Source organism: Kitasatospora sp. NPDC088742 (genome assembly GCF_055584905.1).
On the sequence record NZ_JBVJLD010000035.1, the window covers coordinates 46091 to 71940 of the forward strand.

Annotated in this window: 18 protein-coding genes; 9 read left to right on the forward strand and 9 right to left on the reverse strand. The window is 74.2% G+C overall.

Going from position 1 to position 25850, the window contains the following annotated elements; all coding sequences use genetic code 11:
* From ACZ6ZR_RS25370 to ACZ6ZR_RS25400, 7 genes are all read left to right on the forward strand, one after another.
* Window positions 1-1137 (forward strand): FAD-dependent oxidoreductase, encoded by a 1137-nt coding sequence (locus ACZ6ZR_RS25370; RefSeq protein ID WP_465645930.1) that lies wholly within the window; start codon window positions 1-3, stop codon window positions 1135-1137.
* Between the two features lie 234 nt (window positions 1138-1371).
* Window positions 1372-1812 carry a CU044_2847 family protein gene (locus tag ACZ6ZR_RS25375; protein ID WP_465645932.1) on the forward strand — a complete coding sequence of 147 codons (441 nt, stop codon included), beginning with the start codon at window positions 1372-1374 and terminating at the stop codon, window positions 1810-1812.
* Complete coding sequence (locus tag ACZ6ZR_RS25380; protein ID WP_465645933.1) at window positions 1809-2798, forward strand: trypsin-like peptidase domain-containing protein; 990 nt, start codon at window positions 1809-1811, stop codon at window positions 2796-2798. The genes ACZ6ZR_RS25375 and ACZ6ZR_RS25380 overlap by 4 nt, the downstream gene beginning before the upstream one ends.
* A 4-nt stretch (window positions 2799-2802) precedes the next feature.
* Window positions 2803-4293 carry a VMAP-C domain-containing protein gene (locus ACZ6ZR_RS25385; protein ID WP_465645935.1) on the forward strand — a complete coding sequence of 497 codons (1491 nt, stop codon included), beginning with the start codon at window positions 2803-2805 and terminating at the stop codon, window positions 4291-4293.
* Between the two features lie 3 nt (window positions 4294-4296).
* Window positions 4297-5376 (forward strand): AAA family ATPase, encoded by a 1080-nt coding sequence (locus ACZ6ZR_RS25390; protein WP_465645936.1) that lies wholly within the window; start codon window positions 4297-4299, stop codon window positions 5374-5376.
* Between the two features lie 143 nt (window positions 5377-5519).
* Window positions 5520-11339 (forward strand): SAV_2336 N-terminal domain-related protein, encoded by a 5820-nt coding sequence (locus ACZ6ZR_RS25395; protein ID WP_465645938.1) that lies wholly within the window; start codon window positions 5520-5522, stop codon window positions 11337-11339.
* A gap of 104 nt (window positions 11340-11443) precedes the next feature.
* Window positions 11444-12649: a CapA family protein gene (locus ACZ6ZR_RS25400; RefSeq protein ID WP_465645964.1), complete on the forward strand. Its 1206-nt coding sequence runs from the start codon at window positions 11444-11446 to the stop codon at window positions 12647-12649.
* Window positions 12650-12660: 11 nt separating this feature from the next.
* Here ACZ6ZR_RS25400 and ACZ6ZR_RS25405 read toward each other — a convergent pair whose 3' ends face one another.
* The 9 genes from ACZ6ZR_RS25405 to ACZ6ZR_RS25445 all read right to left on the reverse strand — a co-directional run bounded on the left by ACZ6ZR_RS25405 (window position 12661) and on the right by ACZ6ZR_RS25445 (window position 23327).
* Window positions 12661-13575: a D-hexose-6-phosphate mutarotase gene (locus ACZ6ZR_RS25405; protein ID WP_465645940.1), complete on the reverse strand. Its 915-nt coding sequence runs from the start codon at window positions 13573-13575 to the stop codon at window positions 12661-12663.
* A gap of 61 nt (window positions 13576-13636) precedes the next feature.
* Window positions 13637-14464: an S-methyl-5'-thioadenosine phosphorylase gene (locus tag ACZ6ZR_RS25410; RefSeq protein ID WP_465645942.1), complete on the reverse strand. Its 828-nt coding sequence runs from the start codon at window positions 14462-14464 to the stop codon at window positions 13637-13639.
* The gene (mtnC, locus tag ACZ6ZR_RS25415) at window positions 14461-15213 is read right to left on the reverse strand and encodes an acireductone synthase (protein ID WP_465645944.1); all 753 of its coding nucleotides are present in this window, start codon (window positions 15211-15213) and stop codon (window positions 14461-14463) included. The genes ACZ6ZR_RS25410 and mtnC overlap by 4 nt, the downstream gene beginning before the upstream one ends.
* Entirely contained in the window at window positions 15210-15788 is a 579-nt protein-coding gene (locus ACZ6ZR_RS25420) for a 1,2-dihydroxy-3-keto-5-methylthiopentene dioxygenase (RefSeq protein WP_465645946.1), read from the reverse strand. Before ACZ6ZR_RS25420 ends, mtnC begins: the two co-directional genes overlap by 4 nt.
* 34 nt (window positions 15789-15822) lie before the next feature.
* The gene (gene mtnA / locus ACZ6ZR_RS25425) at window positions 15823-17493 is read right to left on the reverse strand and encodes an S-methyl-5-thioribose-1-phosphate isomerase (RefSeq protein ID WP_465645948.1); all 1671 of its coding nucleotides are present in this window, start codon (window positions 17491-17493) and stop codon (window positions 15823-15825) included.
* Window positions 17494-17562: 69 nt separating this feature from the next.
* Window positions 17563-19509: a B12-binding domain-containing radical SAM protein gene (locus ACZ6ZR_RS25430; RefSeq protein ID WP_465645950.1), complete on the reverse strand. Its 1947-nt coding sequence runs from the start codon at window positions 19507-19509 to the stop codon at window positions 17563-17565.
* Between the two features lie 55 nt (window positions 19510-19564).
* Window positions 19565-20773, reverse strand: coding sequence for a MalY/PatB family protein (locus ACZ6ZR_RS25435; RefSeq protein ID WP_465645952.1), 1209 nt, complete (start codon window positions 20771-20773; stop codon window positions 19565-19567).
* The gene (locus tag ACZ6ZR_RS25440; protein ID WP_465645954.1) at window positions 20770-21969 is read right to left on the reverse strand and encodes a cytochrome P450; all 1200 of its coding nucleotides are present in this window, start codon (window positions 21967-21969) and stop codon (window positions 20770-20772) included. Before ACZ6ZR_RS25440 ends, ACZ6ZR_RS25435 begins: the two co-directional genes overlap by 4 nt.
* On the reverse strand, window positions 21966-23327 hold the full coding sequence (locus ACZ6ZR_RS25445) for an enoyl-CoA hydratase/isomerase family protein (RefSeq protein ID WP_465645956.1): 1362 nt from the start codon (window positions 23325-23327) through the stop codon (window positions 21966-21968). Before ACZ6ZR_RS25445 ends, ACZ6ZR_RS25440 begins: the two co-directional genes overlap by 4 nt.
* 170 nt (window positions 23328-23497) lie before the next feature.
* Here ACZ6ZR_RS25445 and ACZ6ZR_RS25450 point away from each other — a divergent pair, with 170 nt between their 5' ends.
* Together ACZ6ZR_RS25450 and ACZ6ZR_RS25455 are read left to right on the forward strand one after the other, a co-directional pair.
* On the forward strand, window positions 23498-23716 hold the full coding sequence (locus tag ACZ6ZR_RS25450; protein WP_465645958.1) for an MbtH family protein: 219 nt from the start codon (window positions 23498-23500) through the stop codon (window positions 23714-23716).
* Window positions 23717-23752: 36 nt separating this feature from the next.
* Window positions 23753-25795, forward strand: a complete 2043-nt coding sequence (locus ACZ6ZR_RS25455) for an aminotransferase class V-fold PLP-dependent enzyme (RefSeq protein WP_465645960.1) — start codon at window positions 23753-23755, stop codon at window positions 25793-25795.
* Window positions 25796-25850: the final 55 nt, after the last annotated feature.

Below are 25850 nucleotides of genomic sequence, written 5' to 3' on the forward strand. Positions count from 1 at the left end.
ATGAGCACCCACGTCCCCGTCGCGATCATCGGCGCGGGCCTCGGCGGCCTGGTCGCCGCCCGGGTCCTGCACGTCCACGGCATCGAGGCCGCGGTCTTCGACCTGGAGGAGTCGGCCACGGCCCGCACCCAGGGCGGAATGCTGGACATCCACGAGGAGAACGGCCAACGGGCGCTGCGCGCGGCCGGCCTGCACGAGGAGTTCCTGGCGCTGGTCCACCCGGGCGGCGAGGCCATGCGGCTGGTCGGCCCGGACGGCACCGTGCACGTCGAGGCCGAGGACGACGGCACCGGCGGCCGCCCCGAGGTCGACCGGGGCGACCTGCGCCGGCTGCTGCTCGGCTCGCTCCCCGAGGGCACCGTCCGCTGGGGGCACAAGGTGACCGGCGCCCGCCCGCTCGGCGAGGGCCGCCACGAGCTGGCCTTCGCCGACGGCCCGGCCGTCACCACCGACCTGCTGGTCGGCGCGGACGGCGCCTGGTCCCGGATCCGGCCGCTGCTCTCCGACGCCGTCCCCGCCTACACCGGCATCTCCTTCGTGGAGGCCGGCCTGCGGGACGCCGACCTCCGCCACCCGGGCAGCGCGGCCCTGCTCGGTGGCGGCTTCTTCCTCTCCCTCGGCTCCGGCCGCGGCTTCCTCGGCCACCGGGAGACCGACGGCGGCCTGCACGTCTACACCGCGCTGCGGACTGACGAAGGCTGGCTGGACACCGTCGACTTCACCGACACCCCGGCCGCCAAGGCCGCCGTCCTCGCCCACTTCGAGGGCTGGCACGAGGGCCTGCGCGCCCTGGTCGCCGAAGCCGACGGCGCCCTGGTGCCGCGCCGCATCCACGCCCTGCCGGTCGGCCACCGCTGGGCCCGCGTCCCCGGCGTCACCCTGCTCGGCGACGCGGCCCACCTGATGTCCCCGTTCGCCGGCGAGGGCGCCAACCTCGCCATGCTGGACGGTGCCGAACTGGCCCTCGCCCTGGCCGCCCACCCGGGTGCCACCGAGGCCGCCCTCACCGCCTACGAGCAGGAACTCTTCCCGCGCGGGGAGGCGTCGGCAGCCGAGTCGGCGGAGAGCCTGGAGACCATGTTCGGCGAGCACGGCCTGGAGCGGACGGCCGCCTTCTTCGCCGGCGCCGACGCCTGACGCCTGCTCAGTTCGGTTGATCCGAAAGCTCCTTGGACCGACCGGCAATTGGGGGGTGGGTGAAGGAGCGCCCGCCGCGTCAGCGGCTGATGCCGGAGTGGGGTGCGTGCCCCGGCGCCGCGACGCCGCCCCCCAATTGCCGGTCGGTCAAAACGGCCCCCGCCGGAACCGGCGGCGGTATTCTGTCCGGCGATCGGTGCCGATGCTGGACAGGGAGACCGGATGGCGGGGTTGGTGACGCTCGAGACGATCGAGCTGGGGGACGGGACGACCGTCCAGGCCGAGGTCATCGGGGAGGTCAACTTCCAGCCCGAGGGCGAGGGTTCGGAGTACGGCGACGTGGGCCTGCGGGACCGCGCGGCGCAGGTCGGATCGGCCGTCGCCCTGACCCTCGACCAGGTGCGCGGCACGGTCCAGGGCATCGGCCGCTGGGCGGCGGAGTCGATCACCCAGGGCGGGGCCGGATCGCCGGACTCCTTCGAGGTCGAGTTCGGGCTCAAACTCGCGGTCAAGTCGGGCCAGTTGCTCGGGATCATCGCGGAGGCCGGCAGCGAGGCCGGGCTGACCGTCCGGCTCTCCTGGGACCTCGCGGCGCGCCGCGAGCGCGCCGCGGCCGCTGGGGACACCGCAGCTGCCGGGGCCGGGGCCGGGCCCGTTCCCGACGCCGGGGAGTGAGCGGAGCCCACCTCGGCGGGGCTCACCTCGGCGGGGCGCACGCCGAGGCCCTGCGCCGCTGCGCGGTCCGGGTCGAGGTCGCGGGCGCCTTCCGGGGCAGCGGATTCCTGGCCGCCCCGGGCCTGGTGGTGTCCTGTGCGCACGTGATCCGGCCCGAACGGGGCGGCGAGGCCGGTGCGGTGGTGGTGCGGCACGGTTCCGAGCAGCACGCCGTCGCCCCGGCCGCGGTGCGCCTCGAACCGGAGGCCCCCGGCGACGGCCCGTTCCACGCGTTCCCCGACCTCGCGCTGCTCACCGTCCCCGCCCTGGCCGGGGCGCCCACCGCCCCGTTGGCGGAGGCGGACGCGGAGCCCGGTGCCTGGCTGACCGCCCTCGGTTTCTCCACCTTCACCCCGTCGGGGGGCGTCGAGCCGGACACCCTGTCACTCCGAGTGGTGGGCCCCTCGGGGCCGTTCGTGCGCGTGCAGGGCTCCGTACAGCCCGGTTTCAGCGGCAGCATGCTGGTCGGTGCGGACGGGCGGGTGGCCGGTGTCCTCAAGGGCAGCCGCTCCTACAAGCAGGACCTGGGCGGCTGGTTCGTCCCGCCGGCGCCGCTGTCCGCCCTGCTCGGCCCCAGGCCCGTTGCCCCGCCCGTTGCCCCGCCCGCTGCTCCGCCTGGCGCGCCGACTGCTGCTCCGCCGACCGACGCCCAGCTGGTCGAGCTGCTGATGGCGTTCCCCGTGACGGCCCGGGCCGACGGCCGCTTCGACCTGCTGGAGGTCATGGGCAGTCACCTCGGCCTGCCGCACTCCTTCGAGGCCGAGGAGCGCTCCGGCCGCCGCGACCACCTCCTCCGCATCGTGCGCCGCTGCCGGCACCACCGGGACGGCCGCTCCGCGCTGCGGGCGCTGTACACCGCGATGGAGGAACTCGCTCCCCACGACGGCGCGTTGGAGGAGCTCCGGACCGTCATCGGACGCGCGGCCGGAAGCGGGGAGGGCAGGTAGGCCGATGGGCGAGGGAGTGCACGGGCGGAGCGCCGGCTGGCCGCAGCGGGCCGACGAGCTGCTGACCGAGATCCTCCTGGGGTTCCAGGGGATGTCGCGGCTGACCTTCCGTCAGGACGTCCTGGAGGCGATGGGCCGCGCGGGAGGCTGCCGGGGCATCGACTCGGACGTCGCGGAGAGCAACGTGTCCCGTACGCACGTGCGCACCATCGTGGCCACCGTCCGCCGCCACCGCGATCCGGCCGCCGCGCTGGAGGCGATGTGCGGCGCGTTCCGCGAGCAGGCGCCCGACGACGGCTCGCTGGCCTGGCTGGAGTTGACCGTCCTGGGGCTCACCCGCGAGTGCGGTCTGCCCGCCGGGACGCTGCTCGGGTTCGTCCGGCTGCTGCGGGCGGTGGCGGCGCAGCCCGCTCCCGAGCAGCTGCGGCGGCACCTGCCGGAGGGGGTCAGCGGCCTCACCCTGCTGCCGGACGGCGCCACCCTGCCGGAGATCGTGCACCGGCTGCTGGACCGGCGCGGCGCCGCCGACCCGGGCCCGGTGCTGCGCTTCCTCGACTCCCTGACCACCGATCCGGATCTCTGCGGCGACCCCCAACTCGTCTCGCTGCGTTCCCTGTTGGAGAAGGCAGGCAGCCCGGGCCGACCGGCCTTCGGCCACCGTCCGAACCGTCTGATCATCCAGATCCGGCTGGACCCCGAGACGCCCGAACACATCGACAACTGCCGCTACCTGCTCCGGGCCTCGTACTACCGACAGCCGCTGACCGGTGGTCAGTTCCGACGGATCGACACCCTCGGCGCCAGCACCTCGCTCGCCAAGGACGAGCTGATCGCCGAGGGGAGCGCCCGGCTGGCGGGCTGGGCGAACCTGCTGACCGAGATGCGGGCCACCGCCAGGAGCCCGGTCCGGATCGAGTTCCTGCTCCCGGCCTCCCTCCTCGGGCACAGCGCCGAGCTCTGGTCGCCCAGCCGCAACGGCCAACGGCTGGGCCACCACTACCCGGTGGTGGTCCGCTCGCTGGACCGCTACACCGATCCCTGGCTGGACCCGGATCCGTGGCGCGAGCGGTGGAAGCACCTGTTCGCGGAGAGCATCGACCAGGACGTGCTGGACCGGATCGAGTGGCCCTCGCTGGTGCCGGACCGGGCCGCCGACCTCCCCGGGTGGCTGGCCGGCCGGCCCACGCTGGCGTGCATGGGGCTGGACACCCCGTACGAGGAGCTGGACCCCCGGGTCCGGCGCGCGGTGGACGACGCGATCTTCATCGACGGCGTGCCGGTCATGCTCTGGCGCCGGATCGCCGGCGACCCGAAGGAGCTGGTCTCCGCCCTGCGCGAGCGCTGCCCGCGGTCCCTGACCCAGCTGCCCGAACTGGTCCACCAGCACCGGAGGACGACCCGGGAGGCGGTGGGCCAGGTGGGCGTCACGCTGCTCTGGGACGACCCCGACTGCGTGGACCCCGACCAGGACGCCCCCTATCCGGGAATGGTGTGACAGATGACGACCGATCACGAGGCGGCAGCGGTGCCCGAGGACTGGTGGATCTACCGGGGCACCGGGATCCCCCATCCCGGCGTCGGCACGCTGCCGCCGGCCCCGGCCTGGCGGGCGTTCGGCGAAGGGGTCGAGCGCGCGGGTGAGCTGCCGCTCCCGCCGGAGGGCGACACGACCGGCCTGACCGCCCGCCGGCTGGGCCGCCTCCGGCAGGCGACGGCCTACCAGGCCGACCTGCACGAGGTCCAACTGGTCAACCTGGCACTGCACTTGAGGCGCCCCCTGCTGATCACCGGCAAGCCCGGGGTCGGGAAGTCCACCCTCGCCTACGCGGTCGCCCACGAACTGGGGCTCGGCCCGGTGCTGCGCTGGCCGATCAGCAGCCGCTCCACCCTGAAGGACGGGCTCTACACCTACGACGCCATCGGCCGCCTGCACGAGGCCGGGCTGCGCCTGCCGGAGGACGGGCAGCAGGAGCCGCCCGCGATCGGGCGCTTCCTCCGGCTGGGCCCGCTCGGCACCGCCCTGCTGCCCTGGCGGGTGCCGAGGGTGGTGCTCATCGACGAGATCGACAAGAGCGACATCGACCTGCCGAACGACCTGCTGAACGTCTTCGAGGAGGGCGAGTTCGAGATCCCGGAGCTCCAGCGCCTCGGCCCGGGCGCCCAGGAGGTCACCGTCGCCACCGCCGACCCCGGCCGCCCGGCGGTGGTCCGGGACGGGCAGGTGCGCTGCGCCGACTTCCCCTTGGTGGTGCTGACCAGCAACGGTGAACGGGAGTTCCCTCCGGCCCTGTTGCGGCGCTGCATCCGGCTGGAGATCCAGCCGCCGACCGAGGAACGGCTGGCCGCCATGGTCGCCGCCCACCTCGGGGACGACGGCGGGGACGACCTCGCCGCCGGCTCCCGGCGCACCGCGCTGATCGCCGAGTTCCTGCGCCGGCAGCGGGAGGACGGCGCCGAGCTGGCCAACGACCAGCTGCTCAACGCGCTGCTGATGAGCGAGCGCGGACTGCCCGGGGGCTCGGCCGACGGGCACGACCTGATCCAGGACGTGCTGCTGCGCCCGCTGAACGAGAGCTGAGGCGTGCGGTGACCGAGCGCGATGCCGCGGAGGACGGTGGGGCTGCGGCGCCCGATCCGCGCGACACCCTGCGGCAGGCGCTCGCCGGGCTTCTCGGACCAGTCACTGAGGGCACGTCAGGTTCGCTCCCACTGCCCCAGGACGTGGCGGACGTCCTGTGGATCGCCCGGCTCGCCGGGCTCGCCCCGGTGCCCCCGGACCGGGCGACGGAGCGCCGCGGCGCACCCGGCCGGGGCGCGGCGCCGACTCCGCCCGTACCCCCCGGGCCGGAACCCGTCACCGAACCTGGCGGCCCGGACGCACCGACCGCTCCGCCGAGGACCGAACTGCACCCGCGGCCCGTCGCGGGAACCACCGTGCCGGACGGCGGTCGCGGGGCCGAGGTCGTCCAGGTGACCCGGCCACCCGCCCTCCCGCGCGCGCTCGACCTCGCGCGTGCGCTGCGCCCCCTGCGGCGCCCGCTGCGTGACCCGTCGGGGCGGGTCGAACGGGCCGGGCTCGACGAGGAGGCCACGGCCGACTCGACCGCGGACCTCGGGCTGCTGCTCCCGGTCTGGCGGCAGGAACGCCAACGCCGGTTCTCGGTGGACCTGTTGGTGGACGCCGGGACCACCATGGCGATCTGGCACGGCCTGGCCGGCGAACTCGCGACCCTGCTGGAGCGTCACGGCGCCTTCGCGGACGTGCGGTGCTGGTCGCTGTCCACCGACCAGGAGGTCCCGCGCCTGACGCCCTTCCGCCGCACCGTCCGGGGCACCCGCCCGGCGGACCGCCCCGCCACGGCGGACCCGCACTGGGCCCGGCCGCTCGCGGACCCGCTGGGCCGCCGCATCCTGCTGGTGCTGACCGACGGCGTCGGGCCGGCCTGGTACGGCGAGCAGCTCCCCGGCTTCCTGGGGCGCTCCCTCGGTCACCGTCCGGCCGCCGTGCTCCAGGTCCTCCCCCGGCGGCTCTGGCACCGGACCGCCCTGCGCCCCAAGCCCGTTGAGGGACGGTCAGGCGGCCAGTGGCACTCCGCCCCGGTCATCCGCTCCGACGCCGCCCTGCCCGGCATCCCGCGCGGCCCCCGGGGCAACGCCGCCCGGGCCGCGGTGCGCTGGCTCCCGGTCCTGGAGGTCGACGCCGACTGGCTCGCCCCCTGGGCGGAGGTCGTCGCCGGACGCGCCTCGGGCTGGACCCCGATGCTGGCCACCCCCGTCCGCGGCGCGCCCCGGCCTCAGCCACCTGGGCGCTCCGGCGAGGGGCCGGCGACGGCCGCCGAACGGGTCACCCAGTTCCGGGCCGGCAGCTCCCCCGACGCCTACCGGCTCGCCTGCCACCTCGCGGCGGCGCCACTGAGCCTCCCGGTGATGCGGCTGGTCCAACGCGCCACCCTACCCGGCTCCGGACAGCCCGAGCTCGCCGAGCTCTTCCTCTCCGGCCTGCTGGAGGTCCGGGCGGAGGCCGCCGACCCGGACGAGGTGGTCTACGACTTCCGCGACGGCGTCCGGGAGGAGCTCCTCGCGGAGCTGACCAGGACCGAGTCCGTCCGGGTCCTGGAGGGCATCCTGGCCAAGGTCTCCGGCCAGGTCGCCGCCACCTTCGGCGGGACCCTCGACTTCCGCGCCCTCGCGGCGGCCGCCGGCGCGGACGGTCCGGCGCTGCCGTCCCGGAGCCGGCCGTTCGCGGAGGTCGCGGTCGCGGTGCTGGCCGGGGCGGGCGGTCAACATGCGGCGCTGGCCCGCAAGTTGGGCGCGGCGGTGGCGGCGGGTGAGGCAGCCCCCCTCGTGGCGGAACCGTCTGTCGTCAGCGACCGGCAGCGCGAGCTGGACCTCCTCCTGGACGCCTGCGATCCCACCGTGGCCGAGGTGAGGGGCCGTCATACGACGGTGGTCGTCGAGGCCGCACCGCACACGGGCAAGACCTCGTTGCTCCGGGAGTACGTCCTGCGGCACGGCTCACGCCACTCCCTGGTCCACTGGGTCGACGGAAGCAGCGTCGAATCCCTGGCCGCCGGGTTCGAAGAACTACGGTCCGCGCTGGGTCGGTCGGACCTGCCGTCCCGCTCGATCGGCCACCTCCTGCGCCAGTATCCGGTCTGGCTGATCGTCGTCGACGACCTGGTCCGTGACGAAGCGCTGGCCGGGATCGAGAACGCCTTCGGCCTGGCCGATCCCGGAGCCGGCTGCCTGCTGGTGGCGACGCCCTCGCTGCGCGGCGCCCGGCTTCCCGAGGACGCCGTCGTCATCGGCCTCGACGCCGCGTCACCGGAGGCGGCCGGGCCCTCGGGTACGGAGACCTCGGCCCGCCGTGTGAGGAGCTTCCGGTTCGCCGTACCCGCTGTGGCGCTCGCGGCGGTCCCGGGGGCCGACGGGACGGAGCGGCTCGCCGTCTACGACCGCAGGGGGACGGTGAGGTTCTACGATCCGTCCAACGGCGCCATCGTCGGGGAACCGATCTCGCCGGGGCTCTCCAGCGAGGTGGTCGCCATGGCTGCCGCGCGGTTCCGGCAGAACGGCACGCCGGTGCTCTACTTCCTCGACGCCGACGGTGTGCTCCACCGGTGGGCCCGTGGGGCGAGTACCCGGACGCGGCTGCGGACGAGTACCCCGCAGAGGCCGTCCGCACTGGCCCTTCTCCCCCACACCGACGGAAGCCCGTACCTCTGGACCTTGGCCGAGGACGGTGGCACGGAGCTGAGGGACCCCGTCACCATGGCTCTCGTCCGCACGCTGCCGAAGCTCCCGTACCGCGACGTGCAGACCGCCACCGTGGTCACCTCTGCTGACGGTCCGTCGACCGTCCTCGTCGTCGACACGGCGGGGCAGGTCTTCCGGTGCGACCCGGACGGCACCCGTCGCGCGCCCCTCGGTGCCACCTCACCCGACTCGGTGTGGACGGTGGCCGGCCTCACCACCTCGACGCGCGAGTACACCTTCGCCTCGCTCGACCGCCGGGGCGAGCACCTCCGCATCTGGGAGATCCCGGTCCTTCCGGGCGAGGAGTCCGGCCCGGTCCGAGTGATCGCCGGCCGGTACAGGCTGGTCCGGGAGATCGGCAGGGGCGGAGCGGGCCGGGTCTGGGAAGCGGTGGACGAGCGGGACGGCTCGGTGGTGGCCGTCAAGGTCGGCTTCCGCGCGGCCGAGTGGTACGACACCTCGCGGGTGTGGGCTTTCGCCGATCAGGCCCGCACCCTCCGCACCCTGCGGCACCGCGGGCTGACCACCGTGCTCGACTTCGGTGTCCAGGAGGACAATCCCTACCTCGTGATGGAACTCGTCGAGGGACCGGACCTCCGGAGCACCCTGGCGGCCGGACGGATGCCCCTGGACCGCGTGGTCGCGATCGGACGCGACGTGGCCGCTGCGCTGGACCACCTGCACGGTCACGGCATCGTCCACCGGGACGTGAAGCCCGCCAACATCCTGATCCGGCCGACGGGTGAGGCGGTGCTCTGTGACTTCGGGGTGGACTGGGGAGATCGGCCGGGGCATGCCGGGTCGACCGACGTCGAGTTCTCCCGGATGGAGGAGACTCCCCGCTACACCGCACCCGAGCGGCTGCGAGGCGCGGCACCGAGCCCCGCCGGTGACCTCTACTCCCTGGGGTGCGTGCTGCACGAGATGTTGACCACGCGTCAACTCGGCCCCTCGCGGGGCCCGCTCCTTCAGGTGCCTGATGCGCTTGCGCAGCTCGTCCTGGGCCTGCTGGAGACGGATCCGGACCGACGACCGCGGAGCGCGGCCGAAGTCGCCGAGCGGCTGGCCGCGCCGAGTCTCCTGGCCAAACCCGCTGCGAAGTCCGCGCTGCGCTTCTCACTGCTCGGTCCGGTCCCGGTCCGGCGCGCTGGGGAGCCGCTCGCACTGGACTCTCCCCGGCAGCGGGCGGTCCTGGCGGTCCTGCTGATGAACCTCGACCGTCCGCTCACCACGGACGAGTTGGTGGCGGCCCTCTGGGACGAGCCGCGCCCGCCGACCGCGACCGCCTCGCTGATGGCCACTCTGGAGAGCCTGCGCGGGGTCCTGAACGCCGGAGCCGGAACACCGGACGTCCTGCCCCCACCGGTCGAGGGCCTGCACCTGCTCCGCGTGCCGGAGGAATCGTTGGATGTGGTGCTGTTCGAACGGTGGCTCGACCAGGCCGAGCAGGCCGTTCGGAACGGGGATTCGTACGGCGCCAGTCGGTATGCCCTGGATGCCCTCGGCCTGTGGACCGAGGAGGCGCTCCCCGGTGTCGCCGGAGCCTGGGCGGACGCACATCGGAACCGGCTGGAGGGACGCCTCGTCCGCGCACGGGAGCTGTCGACCGGAGGGAGGCCGGGGCCCAGGGAGGACACCGCCGACGCCCCCACCTACGAGCAGGTGAGCGACGCGGCGCCCGAAGGTGTGCGCTTCTCCGTACTGGGGCCGCTGAAAGCCTGGCGGGACGGCGAATCCCTCTCCCTCGGACCTCCGAAGCAGCGGGCCGTGCTCGCCATGCTCCTGCTCAACTCCGGGCGGACGGTGGGCTTCCAGCAGCTGGTGGACGGCGTCTGGGGAGACCAACCGCCCGTTCGGGCCGTCTCGACGGTTCACCTCTACGTGTCACGCCTTCGCAGGATCATCGATCCCCCCGACGGCCACCAGGAGCCCCGCCTGCTGGAGGGCACCGCGAGCGGCTACCGGCTGTCGGCCGAAGTGGGCCTGGAGGAATTCGAGAACCGGATGGCTGCGGCCGACTCCGCAGACAGGGCCGGCGACCTTCAGGGCGCGCTGCGCTTCCTGGCGTCCGCGCTGTCACTGTGGGAGGGGATCCCGCTCGACGGTGTCCCGGGACCGTACGCCGAGCTGAAACGTGCGGAACTGATCGGACGTCACGTCACGGCGGCAGAGCAGCTGTTCAGGATTTCACTGGACCTCGGCCGACATGAGGAGACCGCGTCGGAACTCTCCCGGTACACCGCCGTCCACCCGTTGCGGGAGCGGCTGCGCGTGCTCCAGATGCTCGCGCTCGACCGCTGCGGGCGTCCGCAGGAGGCGCTCAGCGTCTACCGGGCCGCCCGGCGGCAGCTGGTCGAGGAGCTCGGGGTCGAGCCCGGCCCGGAGCTCACCGCGCTCTACCACCGGATCGACGCCCACGACCTCAGCCTCCGGTCGGGCAGCGTGGAGGAGACGCTGGCACGGCTGAGTGCCATCGCGCCCGTTCCGCCCCGCGCGGACGACGGGCTCCCGGCGGTGCTGGACGTCCTGGCCCTGCCCCAGGACTCCGACTCCTCGGCGAACGGCCTGGTCTTCGGCGTCGCACCGGGCCTCGAACCGGTGTCCGTCGACCTCGAGACCGATCCGCTGTTCGTGGTGTTCGGCGAGAGCGAGTCCGGCAAGACGGCGCTGCTGCGCCTGCTGATCAAACAGATCACCGAGCGGTACACCCCGGACCAGGCCGGCTTCGTGGTCTGCGACTTCCGCCGCTCGCTGCTCGGGGCGGTCCCGTCGGAGTACCTGGTGGAGTACGCGGCCGCCGCTCCGGCGGTCTCCCCGATCGTGGAGCAGCTGCGCCACACCCTCGCCGACCGCTTCCCCGGCCCGGACGTCACCCCGGAGCAGCTGCGCGACCGCAGTTGGTACACCGACCCGGACATCTTCGTGATCGTGGACGACTACGAGCTGGTCGCCACCTCCTCGGGCAACCCGATGGCGCCGCTGGCCGAGTTCCTCCCGTTCGCCCGGGACATCGGCCTGCGCATGATCATCGCACGTCACTCCGGCGGCGCGGCCCGCTCGCTGTTCGAACCGTTCATGCAGCGGATGCGCGAGTTCGGCGCCTCGGGCCTGCTGCTCTCCGGGGACGAGCGGGAGGGTTACCTCCTGCGCTCCGTGAAGCCCCGTCAGCTCCCACCCGGGCGGGGCGTCTTCGTGACGCGCCGCAACCCCGACGGAGTCCTGGTCCAGACGGCCTGGCTGCCGCCCGCCGAGGAGGGCCCCGCCGCCGAGCGGTCGGACGGCTGAGCACGACCGGGCTCGTTCGAACGGGTGACCGGCTGGCGTGGCGCGGTGGTGACGGGCGGGGGCCGTCCGATGGTCGGACGTACCGACCATGAGACGAGTTGATGATGCGTCATTCCCACCGCGCGGCCCTCCTGCCGGCCGCCGTCCTGCTCGCGTCCGCCGCAGCCTGCGCCGGGCCCGCCCCGCAGCAGAGCGCCCAGCCGGTGCCCGTACCGACCCCCGCCGCACCCGCCGCACCCGCCGCACAGACCGCACCCGCCGACGGGCGGCGGCCGTTCACCCTGGTGGCCTCCGGTGACGTGCTGCCGCACGCCTCGATCATCCGCCAGGCCCAGGCCGACGCCGGGGGCACCGGCTACGACTTCTCCAAGATGCTGGCCGGGGTCAAACCGGTGGTCTCCGCCGCCGACCTGGCGATCTGTCACATGGAGACGGTGTACGGCGCGGAGGGCGGGCCGTTCACCGGGTACCCGACCTTCAAGTCCCCGCCCGAGGTGGCCCGCGCGCTGCGCGACACCGGCTACGACTCCTGTTCCACCGCCTCCAACCACACCCTGGACGCGGGCGCCGCCGGGATCGACCGCACGCTGGGCGCGATGGACGCGGTCGGTCTCCGGCACGCGGGCTCGGCCCGGACCGAGGAGGAGCGGGCCCGGCCCGCGCTGCTCTCGGCCGGCGGCGCCACGGTGGCCCAACTCGCGTACACCTACGACACCAACGGCATCCCGTTCCCCGAGGGGCGCCCCTGGGCGGTCAACCTGATCGACCGCGACCGGATCGTCGCCGACGCCCGGGCCGCCCGCCGGGCCGGGGCCGACGTGGTGGTGGTCAGCGTGCACTGGGGCACCGAGTGGCAGGACGATCCCAACGAGCAACAGCTCACCCTGGCCAAGGAGTTGACGGCCTCGACGACCGACGGGCGGCGCGACGTCGACCTGATCATCGGCACCCACGCCCACATCCCGCAGGCCTACGAACAGGTCAACGGCACCTGGGTGGTCTACGGCATGGGCGACCAGCTGGCCGGCGACATGTACAACTACTCCAACGAGTTCGACCCCCGGGGCAACCAGAGCTCGATCGCCCGCTTCACCTTCTCCCCGCCCACCGGGCCGAACCGCCCGTGGTCCGTCACCAAGGCCGAGTTCGTCCCGCAACTGACGGACCTGAGCACCAACCGGGTCCTCGACCTCGCCGAGGCCGTCCGGCAGAACCCGGCCCGGCAGGACTGGGCCAAGGCCCTGGACCACATCCGCACCGTGGTCCTCAGCCGGGGCGCGGCCGAGGCCGGTCTGACCACGGCCCCTTGAACGTGCCCGTCTCAGGCCGGGCGGACGACGCGGAGGGTGGTGGCCAGGCGGTCGGGGTGGCCGGGGGTGGCCACCAGGGGGCGGCCGATCCGGCCGGTCTCCACGCAGACGAAGCCCCGGTAGCCCTCGTCGGCGAGGTCGGTCATCTCCTTGGAGAGGCGGGCACCGGGGTTCCAGACCACCACGTCGCTGTGGCCGGTGTGGTGGACCTCGATCGTGCGGCCGAGCCCGGCGTCGTCGACCGGGGTGAGGTCCGCCGGAGCGGTGTAGGTGCGGTCCACCCGCTCGTCCAGGACCACCGACCCGGGGCCCTGGCCGTCGCCCTCCGCGACCCGGTCGTGGAAGTCGGCGCCCAGGCCGGAGACCGCCGTCCGGTCGGCGGCGCCCACGTGCAGGTAGGTGTGCAGGGCGGCGGTGCTCTCGTGCTCGCCGGCCACCTCCAGCTCCACGGTGCACTCCCGGCCCAGCCGGATCCGCACCGTGGCGGTGAAGGCGTGCGGCCAGAGCGCCAAGGTCCGCTCGCCCTCGCTCAGGGTGAGGGTCAGCTCGACGCCCTCCGCCGTCTCCTCGGTGCCGGCCGGCTCCCACTCCACCACCCGGGCGAAGCCGTGCGAGGGCGAGCCCGCCGGGCCGAACCACGGCCAGCAGACCGGCACCCCGCCGCGGATCGCCACGCCCTCGGTCCATGACGACTCGTCACTGACCCACACCACCGGCTGCTCACCGCTCGGCTGCCAGGTCACCAGCTGCGCGCCCTGGAGGCTCACCACGGCCCGGCCCACCGGGTGGTCGACCACCACCACCGGGATCGCGCCCTTCTGGCGGAGCGTCACGGACGGGGACAGGTCCTGCAGGACGGGGAGGGCGAGGAAGCTCTCGGGCACGGTGGGGTCCTTCGCGGAGGCGGGCGGAGCGGCTCGGGTCATTATCGCCGCTCCGCCCGCCCACCCACTCAGCGCAGGGCCGTTCCGCTCGGGGCGGTACCGCTCAGGGCAGGTCGAACGGGAGGTCGAGGCCGTCGAGGGCGTGGGCGCAGCGGCAGGTGCGCTCGGCCGGCAGCAGCCCGACCGTCTCCAGCACCACGGCGCGCAGCCGGTCGATGCTGCGGGCGAAGACCCGGAAGACCTCCTCCTGCGAGACGCTGTGCTCGGCGTCGATGCCCGCGTCGACGTCGGTCACCAGCGCCAACGGGGTGTAGCAGAGGGCGAGTTCGCGGGCCAGGACGGCCTCGGGGTGGCCGGTCATGTTGACGATCGACCAGCCGGCCGCGGCGAACCAGCGGGACTCGGCGCGGGTGGAGAAGCGCGGGCCCTCGACCACCACCATGGTGCCGCCGTCGTGCGCCTCGCCGCCGGCCGCCCGGGCCGCCTCGACGGCGGAGCGGCGGCCGTGCTCGCAGTACGGGTCGGCGAACTGGACGTGCAGGGCGCCGGTGTCGTAGTAGGTCTGGATCCGGCCGCTGGTGCGGTCCACCAGCTGGTCGGGGACGACCAGGGCGCCCGGCCCGAGGTCCGGGCGCAGCGAGCCGACCGCGCACGGGGCGAGGACCTGGCGGACGCCGAGGGAGCGCAGGGCCCAGAGGTTGGCACGGTAGTTGATGCGGTGCGGCGGGAGGGCGTGGTCGCGGCCGTGGCGGGGCAGGAACGCCACCCGGCGGCCGGCCACGGTGCCGACGGACAGCGCGTCGGAGGGGTCACCGTAGGGGGTCGCGACCTTCACCTCCCGGGCGTCCTCCAGCAGGTGGTAGAAGCCGCTGCCACCGATCACGCCGATCACGGCGCGGAGGTCCTCCGGGAGTGGCTGATGGTCCGTCATGCTTCTCCTGCTTCCGTGGAGTCCGTGGAGTCCGTGTCCGGGCCCTGGAGGGTGACCTCGTCCAGGGAGGCGACCCAGCGCGGGTGGCCGGGCGTGGGGAGGGTGCCCTCGCGGGCGACGCCGACGGGCTGCCAGCCGGCGGCCGCGGCGGCGGTGAGTTCGGCGGTGAGGTCGCTGAGGAAGACCGTCCGCCCGGGCGGCACGCCGATCGCCCGGGTGATCGCCCGGTAGGACTCCGGGTCGCGCTTGCCGCCCGCGCTCTCCAGGTCGAAGTAGCCGTCGAGCAGCGGGGTCAGGTCGCCCCGGCCGCTGTGCCGGAACCAGTTCAGCTGAGCGGCCCGGGCGCCGGAGGAGTAGACGTACCGGGCGATGCCGGCCGCGGCCCAGCGGTCCAGCGCGCCGGGGACGTCCTGGTAGACGTGGCCGGTCAGGGTGCCGTCCGCGAAGCCCGCCGCCCAGATCTCGGCCTGGACGGCCTTCAGGGCCGGGGTCTTGACGTCCGCGTCGGTCCAGGCCGTGAGGGCCGCGACCGCCCCGGCCTCGCCGAGCGCCGGGTCGTCGGCGGCCCGGCGGACCAGCTCCAGCACCTCGGCCTGCCGCCGCTCGCCGCGGTGGGCGGCGAACCAACGGGCGTACCGGGCACGGGCGTACGGGAAGAGCACCTGGTGGACGTGCGAGGCGGAGCCGGTGGTGCCCTCGATGTCGAGGACCACCGCGTCGGCCCGCAGAGCGGGGGCGGGGGCGCTCACCGGTCCGCCTCCAACAGGGCGTCCAGGCGCGGGAAGCGGGCGGCGATCGGGTCACCGGTGAAGTCGCCGACCCAGCCGTCCTCCTCCTCGAAGAAGCGGATCGCGCTCAGCTCGGGGCGCGGGCCCATGTCGAACCAGTGCCGGGTGCCGGCGGGCACCGAGAGCAGGTCCCCCGGCTCGCCCACCACGGCGAGCACCTGGCCGCCCAGGCGCAGGTAGAAGCAGCCGGTGCCGTGGGCGAAGAAGCGGACCTCGTTCTCGCCGTGGCGGTGCTCCTCCAGGTAGGTGCCGCGCGCCTTCGCCGCCAGCGCCTCCCACTCCGGGCCCTCCTCGGGCAGCAGCTGGGCGACGTCCACCAGGTGCAGGTCCTCCTCGGCGCAGAGCGCGTCCACCTCGGTCCGGTAACGGCCGATCAGCTCCTCGGCGGTGGTGGCCCGGGTGACGGTGCCGCGCACCGGCCAGTGGCGCAGGCGGACTCCGTGCGCGGCGAGCGTGCGGGTGATCAGCTCGTCGTCGCGGGTGCGCAGCAGGACGGTGTCGGGCTCGTCCTCCGGCATCACGTGGAGCAGGGTCACGGTGTTCTCCTCGGCGGGTCGGTCAGCGGGTCGGTCAGCGGTCCAGGGCAGGAGCACGGTGGGCGATGGCCAGCAGGTGGAAGACCGCCTCCAGGCATTCGAGGCGGTTGCGGGCCTGGCCGAGGTCGTCGCCCCAGACCGTGACGCCGTGGTCGGTGATCAGCAGGGCGGGCGGGCCGTCCGGGGTGCGGGCCAGGTGGCCGGCGACCTCCTCCGCGATCCTGCCGACCTCGGGCCAGTTGGGGAAGACCGGGACGACGGTGTGGCCCGGATCGGCCAGACCGAGGCCCTTGAGCAGCTCGAAACCGGTCAACTCCAGTGCGGTGCGGGCGGACTGACTGCCGGTCCGGGCCGCGGCGGCGGTGGCGTACGGGGAGTGGACGTGGATGACGGCGCGGGCGCCGGTGGCCCGGTAGACCGCCGCGTGGATCAGCGTCTCGGCGGACGGGCGCGGGCCGGCCGGGCCCGCCGGTCCGACCGCTCGTCCGGTGGCGAGGTCGACGGTGACCAGGTCCGCAAGGGTCAGGTCGCCCTTGTCGCGGCCGCTCGCGGTGACCACCAGCAGGTGGTCCGCCTCGGGGTGACGGACCGACAGGTTGCCGGAGGTGCCGGGCATCCAGCCGCGCTCGTAGAGGCCGCGGGAGAGGGCGACGAGCCGGTCGGCCGTCCGGGCGGCGGTCTCGGCGGGGCGGACGGTCGCGCGCTCGGAGACGAGGGCGGTGACCAGCTCGGCCGGGGTGACGTCGAAGGCGGGGTTGTACGCCCTGGCCCCGGCCGGGGCGGCGGCGGTGCCGAGCGGGTGGGTGACCTCCTCCGGCCGGCGCTCCTCGACCACGATGCCCGTGCCGTCGGGCAGGGTGCGGTCCCAGGTGGACTCGGAGGCGACCACGACGAAGGGGACGCGGTGCCGGGCGGCGGCCACCGCCAGCCCGTAGGTGCCGATCTTGTTGGCGACGTCGCCGTTGGCGGCGATCCGGTCGGCGCCGACCAGGACGCAGTCCACCAGGCCCCGGGACATCGCGGCGGCGGCGGCCGAGTCCACGCACAGCCGGTACGGGACGCCCGCCTCGCCGAGCTCCCAGGCGGTGAGCCGGGAGCCCTGGAGCAGCGGCCGGGTCTCGTCGACCAGGACCTCCTCGATCCGCCCCCGGTCGGCGAGTTCGAGGACGGTGCCGAGGGCGGTGCCGACCGCGGCGGTGGCCAGCCGTCCGGTGTTGCAGTGGGTGAGCACCCGCAGCCGGCCCTCGGGGAGCAGGGACTCGACCAGGTCCGCGGCGCGGCGGACGGCGGCCAGGTTGACGGCGATGTCCTCGTCGAGCATGGCGTGGGCCTCCGCCAGCACGGCCTCCGGGCCCTCCTCGGCCCGGCCGAGGGCCCGCGCGACCGCCCAGCCGAGGTTGACGGCGGTGGGCCGGGCTCCGGCCAGCCGGGCGGCGTCGGCCCGGACGGCGGCGAGCACGGCGTCCGGGCCGGTAGCGGTAGCGGCTGCGGCGGTGTGCGCGCGGGCGGACAGCGCCACGCCGAAGGCTCCGGCCAGGCCGATCGCGGGCGCGCCGCGGACGGCGAGGGTTCTGATGGCGTCGACGACCTGGTCCACGGTCTCCAGCCGCAGGAGACGGCGGTGGTGCGGCAGGGCGCGCTGGTCGAGTGCGGTGACGGCGCCGTCGTCCCAGGTCAGCGACGGCTCGGTGGCGTGGTGGGACATGGCTCTCCGGCGGTGGTGGGGAACTGACGGTCGGTCAGAGTGACTGGGGTGACGTGGAGTTCGGCCGGTTCAGGCGCCGTTCCAGAGGTCGCCGTCCTCGGCCGGGGCCTGGCTCGCGTCGTTGCGGACCACTCCCCAGCGGCGTTCCGTCTCGCGGTGGATGTGCCAGATGTCGTCCTCGGTGAGCAGGACGGAGACCACGCCGGGGAACGCCTCCTCGAAGTAGATGTAGGGCTCGCGGTTGTCGAGGTTGGGCGAGTGGTAGTCCAGGGAGTCGGCCATGCCGTGCGCCCGGGTGACCGGGGTGGCCGGGTGGTAGGTGAGGATGTTCGGGCTGGCCAGGTCGATCAGCTTCTCGTCCACCAGCAGGCCGACCTCGTGGATGGTCTCGTCGATGCTCTCCCTGGTCTCGCCGTCGAGGCCGAACAGCACCGAGGTGCCCACCTGCAGGCCGTGCTCCTTCACCAGCGAGACGGCCTCGCGCACCTTGTCCCGCCAGGCCCGGCCCTCCTCGCGCCGAAGGTTCTTGTGGATGTGCGTCATGACCTGGGCCGACATGCTCTCGATGCCGATGTAGACGTAGGTGCAGCCGGCCTCGGCCATCGCGCGCAGGATCCGGGCGGACTCCTCGCGCCCGTGCAGGGCCGCCACGGTGTCGACGGTCAGCTGGGCGCCCCACTGCAGGCCGCGGAGCCGTTCGAGGTCGTCCGTCCCGGGGAGGTGGCGGCGGTAGCGGGGGTCGATGGCGTCCGGTTCGGCCCGGCGCAGCGCGGCGAGCTCGGTGCAGAAGTTCTCGATGTCCTTGTAGCGGCCGGTCCAGAACACCGAGTCGTCGAAGAAGAGCGACTCGGCGCCGTAGCCGACGTACTCGCAGATCCGCTCGACCCCGCGGGCGGTGGCGTCGTCCTTGAACCGCCGCAGGCCGGTGAGCGCGGAGGACTCGGAGCAGAAGTTGCAGCGGTACGGGCAGGCGTTGGAGACCATGACGTGCGCGGTGCGCAGCGCCTCGCCGGTGGTGGGGTGGGCGAAGATCGGGAAGCGGGAGCGGATGGCGAAGGCCTCGTAGGGCGAGGGCAGCGAGCCGAGGTCCAGGGCGGGGCCGCGCAGCGGGACGGCGTCGGGCACCCCGTCGCCGGCCAGCACGATCAGCGAGGTGCCGCGGCCGGGGCCGTCCTCGGCCAGCAGCCCGCGCAGGGCGGGCAGCACCTGGTCGCGGTCCACCCGGTGGTGGTCCAGGTCGACGGCCAGCGCCAGCGCGCGCATCAGCAGGTCGACGGCGTGGTACGCCTCGCCGCTGACCACGGCGTCGACCGTGCGCGGCACCTTGCCGTCCCGCATCACGGCCAGCGGGCTGCTGGGCCGCAGCAGCAGCGCCCCGCCGTCGGGCGACAGCTGGGTGGTCTCGTCCACGTGCCGTCCGCCGAGCACCACGTAGGCCTCCGGCACCTCGCGCTTGGCCAGTTCGGCGATCCGCAGGGCGTAGCGGTGGCCCGGCGAGACGGTGCTGATCAGCACCACCCGGGGCCGCACCTCGCGCAGCAGCCGGACCCAGCGGGCGGCGGCGGCCTCGTCCCAGACCCGGGGGTCGAAGACGGTCTGGTCGGTGTTGGGCGCCACGCCGTACGGCCGGTGGCCCTCGCCGCCGACCGAGAGGCGGTACTTCTTGGCGGGGAACCTGGTCCACTCCGGCGCGAGGTCGGTGTAGTGGGCGGCGGCGGCCAGCGGGCCGGCGTCGTCGACGGCCCGGTGCACCGCGAGGCTGAGCGCCGCGTAGAGGCACATCGGGTCGCCGGGGTAGGTGATCTCCCCCTCGGACTGGGTCATGACGGGGGCCAGCACCGAGAGCACCGGGAAGTACCGGGTCTCGGTCCTGCCCTCCGCCAGGTCCCTGGTCAGCCGCTCGCGGCGGGCCTGCCTGCGTTCCCGGAAGGCCTCGGCGTCCTCGGCCCGCGCGGCCCGGTGCACCCGGGCCTCGATGTTTCCGACGTACACGTCCTCGACTGCCTGCGTGGCCACCAGTCCTCCGGAATTCCCCGTGGATATCGGTTCTCGGTCTCGCGTCGTCACGCCGTCAGCTCCGGCCGTGCGCGCGCAGCGCGTCGCCCATGCGGGTCAGGGTCTCCTCCAGGAGCCGGGGCGAGGTGCCGAAGTTGAGCCGTACGAAGCCCTCGCCGCCGGGGCCGAAGGCCGGGCCGGAGAAGAGCAGCACCTTGGCCTCGTCCCGGAAGAAGGGCATCGGGTCGGGCCCGAGGCCGAGCTCCCGGCAGTCGAGCCAGGCCAGGAAGGTGGCCTCCGGGGTCCGGCAGCGGATCCCGGCGGGCAGCCGGTCGGTGAGCAGGCGGCGGTTCTGCTGAAGGACCGTCATCACCTCGGCCAGCCAGGCGTCCCCGGAGGTCCAGGCGGCCTTGAGGGCCTCCACCGCGAGGACGCCGACCTGCCCGAACAGCAGCCCGCGCCGGGCGTCGAGGGCCTGGCGCACCTCCCGGGGCCCGACGTGCGCGACGGCGCAGCGGACCCCGGCGAGGTTGAAGGCCTTGCTCCCCGAGGTGAGGGTGACGGTCCGGGCGGCGATCTCCGGCCCCAGCGAGGCGAACGGCACGTGCCGGTGCGGGGCGTACGCCAGGTCGGCGTGCACCTCGTCGGAGATCACCAACAGGTCGCGCCGCAGGGCGAGTTCGGCCAGCCCCTCCAGCTCCGTGCGGCGTAGCACGGAGCCGGTGGGGTTGTGCGGGTTGACCAGGAAGAGCACCCGGCAGCGCTCGGCCGCGACGGCCGCCCGCTCCATCGCTCCGGGGTCGAACTCCGGTTCGCCGTCCGCCTGTCGGACCGGCACCGTGAGCGGGCGCCGGCCGATCCGGCCGATCACCTCGACGAACGGCGGGCAGGCGGGGGTGTGCAGCAGGACGCCGTCGCCGGGGGCGGTGGCCACCCGCAGGACCGCCAGCAGCGCCTGGTTGACGTCGGTGAAGAGCCGCACGTGCTCGGGGGCGGGCGTGTGGCCGTACCGGCGGTGGGTGCGCTCGGCGTACACCTGCCCCAGCGGGCCGCCGTCGCTCTCGTCGAACCAGACCGGGTAGCCGAGGTCGCCGCGCAGCCGCCGGAGCACGGCCTCGGTGACGGCCGGGGCGACCGGGAAGTCCATGTCGGCGACCCAGGCCGGCAGCACCCCGGGGCCGGCCGAGGCCCACTTCTCGCCGTCCCGCTCGGCCAGCAGCGCCGGGTCGAGCGGCCCGAGCGGCCCCGGCGGCCCGAGCGCGGCCGGCGCGGTGTCGGTGGTCATGCCGGCTTGCGCTTGACGACCACCGGCAGGCGGCGCGGGCCGAGGGCGCCGGGGGCCGCGAAGTACTCCGGCGCCCGCGACTCGTCCAGCCGGATCTCCGCGTACCGGTCGAACAGGATGTCCAGCGCCAGCCGGGTCTCCAGCCGGGCCAGCGGGCCGCCCAGGCAGAAGTGGATGCCGTGGCCGAAGCTCAGGTGCTGGTTGGGCTGGCGGGTGTGGTCGAAGCGGTCCGGGTCGGGGAAGTGGCCCTCGTCCCGGTTGGCGGCGGCCAGCCAGAGCGCCACCATGCGCCCGGCCGGGATGGTGGTGCCGCCGATCTCGACCGCCTGGTTGGTCATCCGGGTGAGCTGGGTGAAGGGGGTGCGGGTGCGCAGCACCTCCTCGATGAAGCCGGTGGACTGCTCGCGGTCGGCCCGCAGGGCGGCGTCCACCGCCGGGTTCTCGTGCAGCGCGATGACGGCGTTGCCGAGCATCAGGGTGGTGGTGATGTGGCCGGCCAGCAGCAGGATCGCGGAGAACGACACGGCCTCCTCGTCGTCCAGGTGCTGGCCGTCCACCCGGGCCCCGACCAGGTCGCTGATCAGGTCCTCGCGGGGGCTGCGGCGGCGCTCGCGGACGTGCTCGTGGAGGTAGGCGATCATCGGCGCGGCGGCCGCGTCGATGGCCTTGGGGAGCTCCGGGTCGAAGGCGGTGTCGAAGCTGAGCGAGAACATGTCGTCGGCCCACTTGCGGAACAGCTCGCGGTCCGAGCCGGGGACGCCGAGCAGCTCGGCGATGACCGTGATCGGCAGCGGGTAGGTCAGACGCTCCGTCAGGTCGAAGCTGTCCGAGTCGCCGATGTCGTCCAGGAGTTCGTGGATGATCTCGGCGATCCGGCTGTCCAGCAGGGTCTTGGTCCGGGCCGCGAACGCCTGGTTGAGCAGCGAGCGCAGCTCGCGGTGGCGGGGCGGGTCGGTCTGTACGAGGTTGCCCCGGCCGAAGGTCTGCAGCGGCATGATCTCGCTCATGTCCGAGCGGAAGGTGGCGGTGTCCAGGAGGGCCCGCTGCACCTCCTCGTAGCCGAACAGGTGGTGGACCTGGGTGCGCTCGTCGTGGAACACCGGCCCCCGGTGCCGGACTTCGCGCAGGTAGGCCCAGAGGTCGGCGCCGCCGTCCTGGTAGGAGGGCAGGATCAGGCCGGCCGGTCCGTCGGTCATGAGTGGAGTCCCTTCGGGTGGGTGCGGGCGGACAGCTTGTGTCCCCAGGTCCGCTCGAGGTTGGCGACGACACCGGAGCCGTGGATGCAGACGGCCTGGTCGAGCGCATAGGTGGCCATGTAGCGGCGGAAGTCGTCGACCGGTTCGCCCGCGGCGCGCAGGGCGCGGCGGTTGGCCCGGACGCCGACCGGGCCGCAGGCGAGGAACTCGTCCACCGCCCGCCGGATGGCCGGCTCCAGGGCGCCGCGCGGGGCCAGGTCGGAGACCAGCATCCGGCCCTCCGGGCTGTCGGACGCGATGTCGCGGGAGCCGAAGATGACCTGCCGGGAGATGCCCTCGCCGAGGAAGCGGGGCAGCCGCAGCACGCCGCAGCCGGGCACGATGCCCTCCCGGCCGGCCGGCAGGTTGACGTACGAGGCGTCGTCGGCGACGACCCGGTCGGTGACCAGCAGCATCTGGCAGCCGCCGCCGATGGCGAAATTGTCGACGGCCGCGATCCAGGGCTTTTCCCGGCGCTCGGCGAGTTCGTCGTCGGTGTTTCCGCCGACCGGGTGGCCGCGGAATATCTTGTGCAGGGCGCCGAGTTCCCGGTTCAGGAAGAATTCGATCAGGGAGATCCGGCCCTCGTAGAGGGCGCTCAGATTGATTCCGGCGCCGAAGATCCGCTGCCCGTCCCATTTCGGGTGGTCGACCGGGGCGCCGCGGAGAATTCCGACCTCGATGGAGTCGTCCAGCAGGACGAGGTCGACCGCCAATTCCAGTGCGGCCACCGTCTCGTTGTCCTCGGCATTGAGGACCCGGTGGTTGCGGAAGGTGACGTGACCGACGCCACCCTCCCGCCGCAGCTCCACCGGCCCGAGCTCGGCGACCCCGGTGGCGCGGAAGGCGTCCAGCCGGGCGAGCGCCTCGGGCAGCGGCTCGGTCATCGCCTGGACGAGGTGGCGGCCGCTCTCCGGGTGGTTCAGCACCGCGGAGAAGAAGATGCCCAGGTCGACCTCCAGGCCCTCCTTGTCACGCTGGTAGCGGACGGCCTCCCGCTTCAGGCGGTCCTGGTCCGGCACCAGGCCGGGGAAGGACTCCGCCGCCAGGGCGGCCAGGGCGGCCAGCCGCAGCGAGCGCCGCCCGCCGTCGGTCAGCTCCGCGTACACCGTCGCGGCGTGCCGGCGCAGGAAGGCCCGGCGCAGCCCCCGGCCCTCGGCCGACCGCTCCCCCGCCAGCCGCCGCTGGGCGGCGGAGCGGTCGGCCGGCTCCGGCAGCGCGTCGAGGTCCTCCTGGATTCCGGCGAGCCGGATCTCCGTTTCCCCCCAGTCGGTGGCGAGCGGTCCTGCGGCGCCCCCCGGGGTCTGCAGCAACTCCATGCTTTCTCAGCTCCTGCCGCCGGTCCGTTTCTCCGGAACCTGTTCCGTGGTCGTAGGAATCGTGTCCCGGACCTTTTGCCGAGGTCAATTGCCTTGGCAGCTTGCTGACAGCAGTCCGGGGCTCTACGGACAGCGGGGTTCTTATGGTCGGCGACGAAAGGAGTGCAGCCATGACCAATCCATTCGATGACGAAGACGGCCGGTTCCTGGTGCTGGTGAACGAGGAAGGACAGCACTCGCTGTGGCCCGCGTTCGTGGAGGTGCCGAACGGCTGGACCAGCGTTTTCGGAGAGGAGACCCGACAGGCGTGCCTGGAGTACGTGGAGCAGCACTGGACGGATCTGCGCCCGCTCAGCCTGGTCACGAGGATGACCGGCTCCGCCACCTGAGCCCGGGTGCCGGGACGAACGACCGGGGAAGGTCTCGTGGGCGCTGATCTCACCGAGGGCACGGGCGGCGCACCGAGCGCGCGCGATGCCTGGATACGCAGGTACGACCGGCCGGGGGAGCCCGTCCGTTCACGCCTGTACTGCTTCCCGTCCGGCGGCGGCGGCGCGTCCGCCTACCACCGGTGGGGCGAACTGCTGGGCCCTGGCGTGGAGTTGTGCGCCGTCCAGCTGCCCGGGCGCGAGGAGCGCGTCGGCGAGCCACTGGCGCGGACGGTGGACGAGGTGCTCGACGCCCTCGTCCCCGTCCTCGCCGAGGAGTCCGACCTGCCGTTCGCGTTCTTCGGCCACAGCATGGGGGCGCTGCTCGCGTACGAGGTGACCCGGCGGCTGCGGGACCGGCGGATGGCACTGCCCGGGCACCTGCTGGTCTCGGGCTACCCGCCGCCGGACCGCGTGCTGCGGGCCCGGACCCTGCACACCCTGGACGACCGGGAGTTCACGGCCGCGCTGCGCGCCACGGACGACCAGCTCGACCACGTTTTCGCCCATCCGGAGCTGGCCGAGCTCTTCCTGCCGATCCTGCGGGCGGACTTCCGGCTCTGCGAACTCCACCGCCACCTGGACGGCGAACCGCTGCCCTGCCCGGTCACCGCCTTCGGCGGCCGGGAGGACCCGATGACGCCCGAGGGCGCGCTGGAGGGCTGGCGCCGGCACACCACCGGGCCGTTCCGGGTGCGGATGTTCGACGGCGGCCACTTCTACCTGCGGGGCCGGGAGCGGGAGTTGGTCGCCCTGGTGGCCGAGGCCCTGCGGGGCCCCGGCGCCGCAGCGGCCGCACCCGCCGCACCGCCCGGGCCGACCGCGGCCGCCGCCCTCCCGGTGCCGTTCGACCTCCACCGGGCCCGCCGGGAGACGCCGGGCGCCAACCGGGTGATCCACTTCAACAACGCCGGGGCCGCGCTGATGCCGACCCCGGTGGTCGACGCGATGACCCAACACCTGTGGGCAGAGGCCCAGTTGGGCAGCTACGAGGCGGCCGAGCGGGCCGCCGGGGCGGAGCAGCGGGTCTACGGCTCGGTGGCCCGGCTGCTCAACTGCGACCCGCGCGAGGTCGCCTTCACCACCAGCGGCTCGCACGCCTGGAACCAGGCGCTCTACTCGGTGCCGCTCAAGCCGGGCGACCGGATCCTGGTCTCCGCCGTCGAGTACGGCGGCAACCACCTCGCCCTGCTCCAACTCGCCCGCCGCACCGGCGCGGTGGTCGAGGTGGTGCCCAACGACGAGGAGGGCCGGATCGACCTGGAGGCGCTCAAGCGCGTCATGGACGACCAGGTCCGCCTGGTCGCCGTCACCCACGTGCCGACCCACGACGGCCGGGTCAACCCGGTCGCGGAGGTCTGCGCCGTCGCCCGGGAGGCCTCCGCGATCTCCCTGGTCGACGCCTGCCAGTCGGTGGGCCAGGTGCCGATCGACGTGGCCGAGGTCGGCTGCGACTTCCTGGCCGCCAGCGGCCGCAAGTACCTGCGCGGCCCGCGCGGCACCGGCTTCCTGTACGCCCGGCTGGACCGGGTGCAGCAGGTGGAGCCGGTCACCATCGCGCTGGACGGCGCCCGCTGGCTGGGCGGCAACCGCTACGAGTTCGCCGAGGGCGCCCGCCGCTTCGAGAGCTGGGAGGTGAACACCGCCGCCAAGATCGGGCTCGGGGTCGCGGTGGACTACGCGCTGGACTGGACGGTCGACCTGGCCTGGCAGCGCATCACCGCCCTCGCGGCCGAGCTGCGCACCGCCCTCGCCGCCCTCCCCGGCGTGCGGGTGGTGGACGCCGGCCCCGTCCTCAGCGGGCTGGTGAGCTTCGTGGTCGAGGGCCGTGACCACACGGCCGTCCGCGAGGCGATGCTCACCCGCGGGGCGAACGTCTGGAACTGCCTCGCCCACACCGCGTGCGTGGACATGGCCAGCCGCCGGCTGCCGAGCGTCCTGCGCGCCTCCGTGCACTACTTCAACACCACCGACGAGGTCACCCGGTTCTGCGACCTGATCGACCAGGTCGTCCGGGGGCTGTCGCCCTCGGTGGTCTGACGGCCGCTCACGGCCGCCGCCGCCACGTCCACTTCCGTTCGTGCTCCAGTTCCGT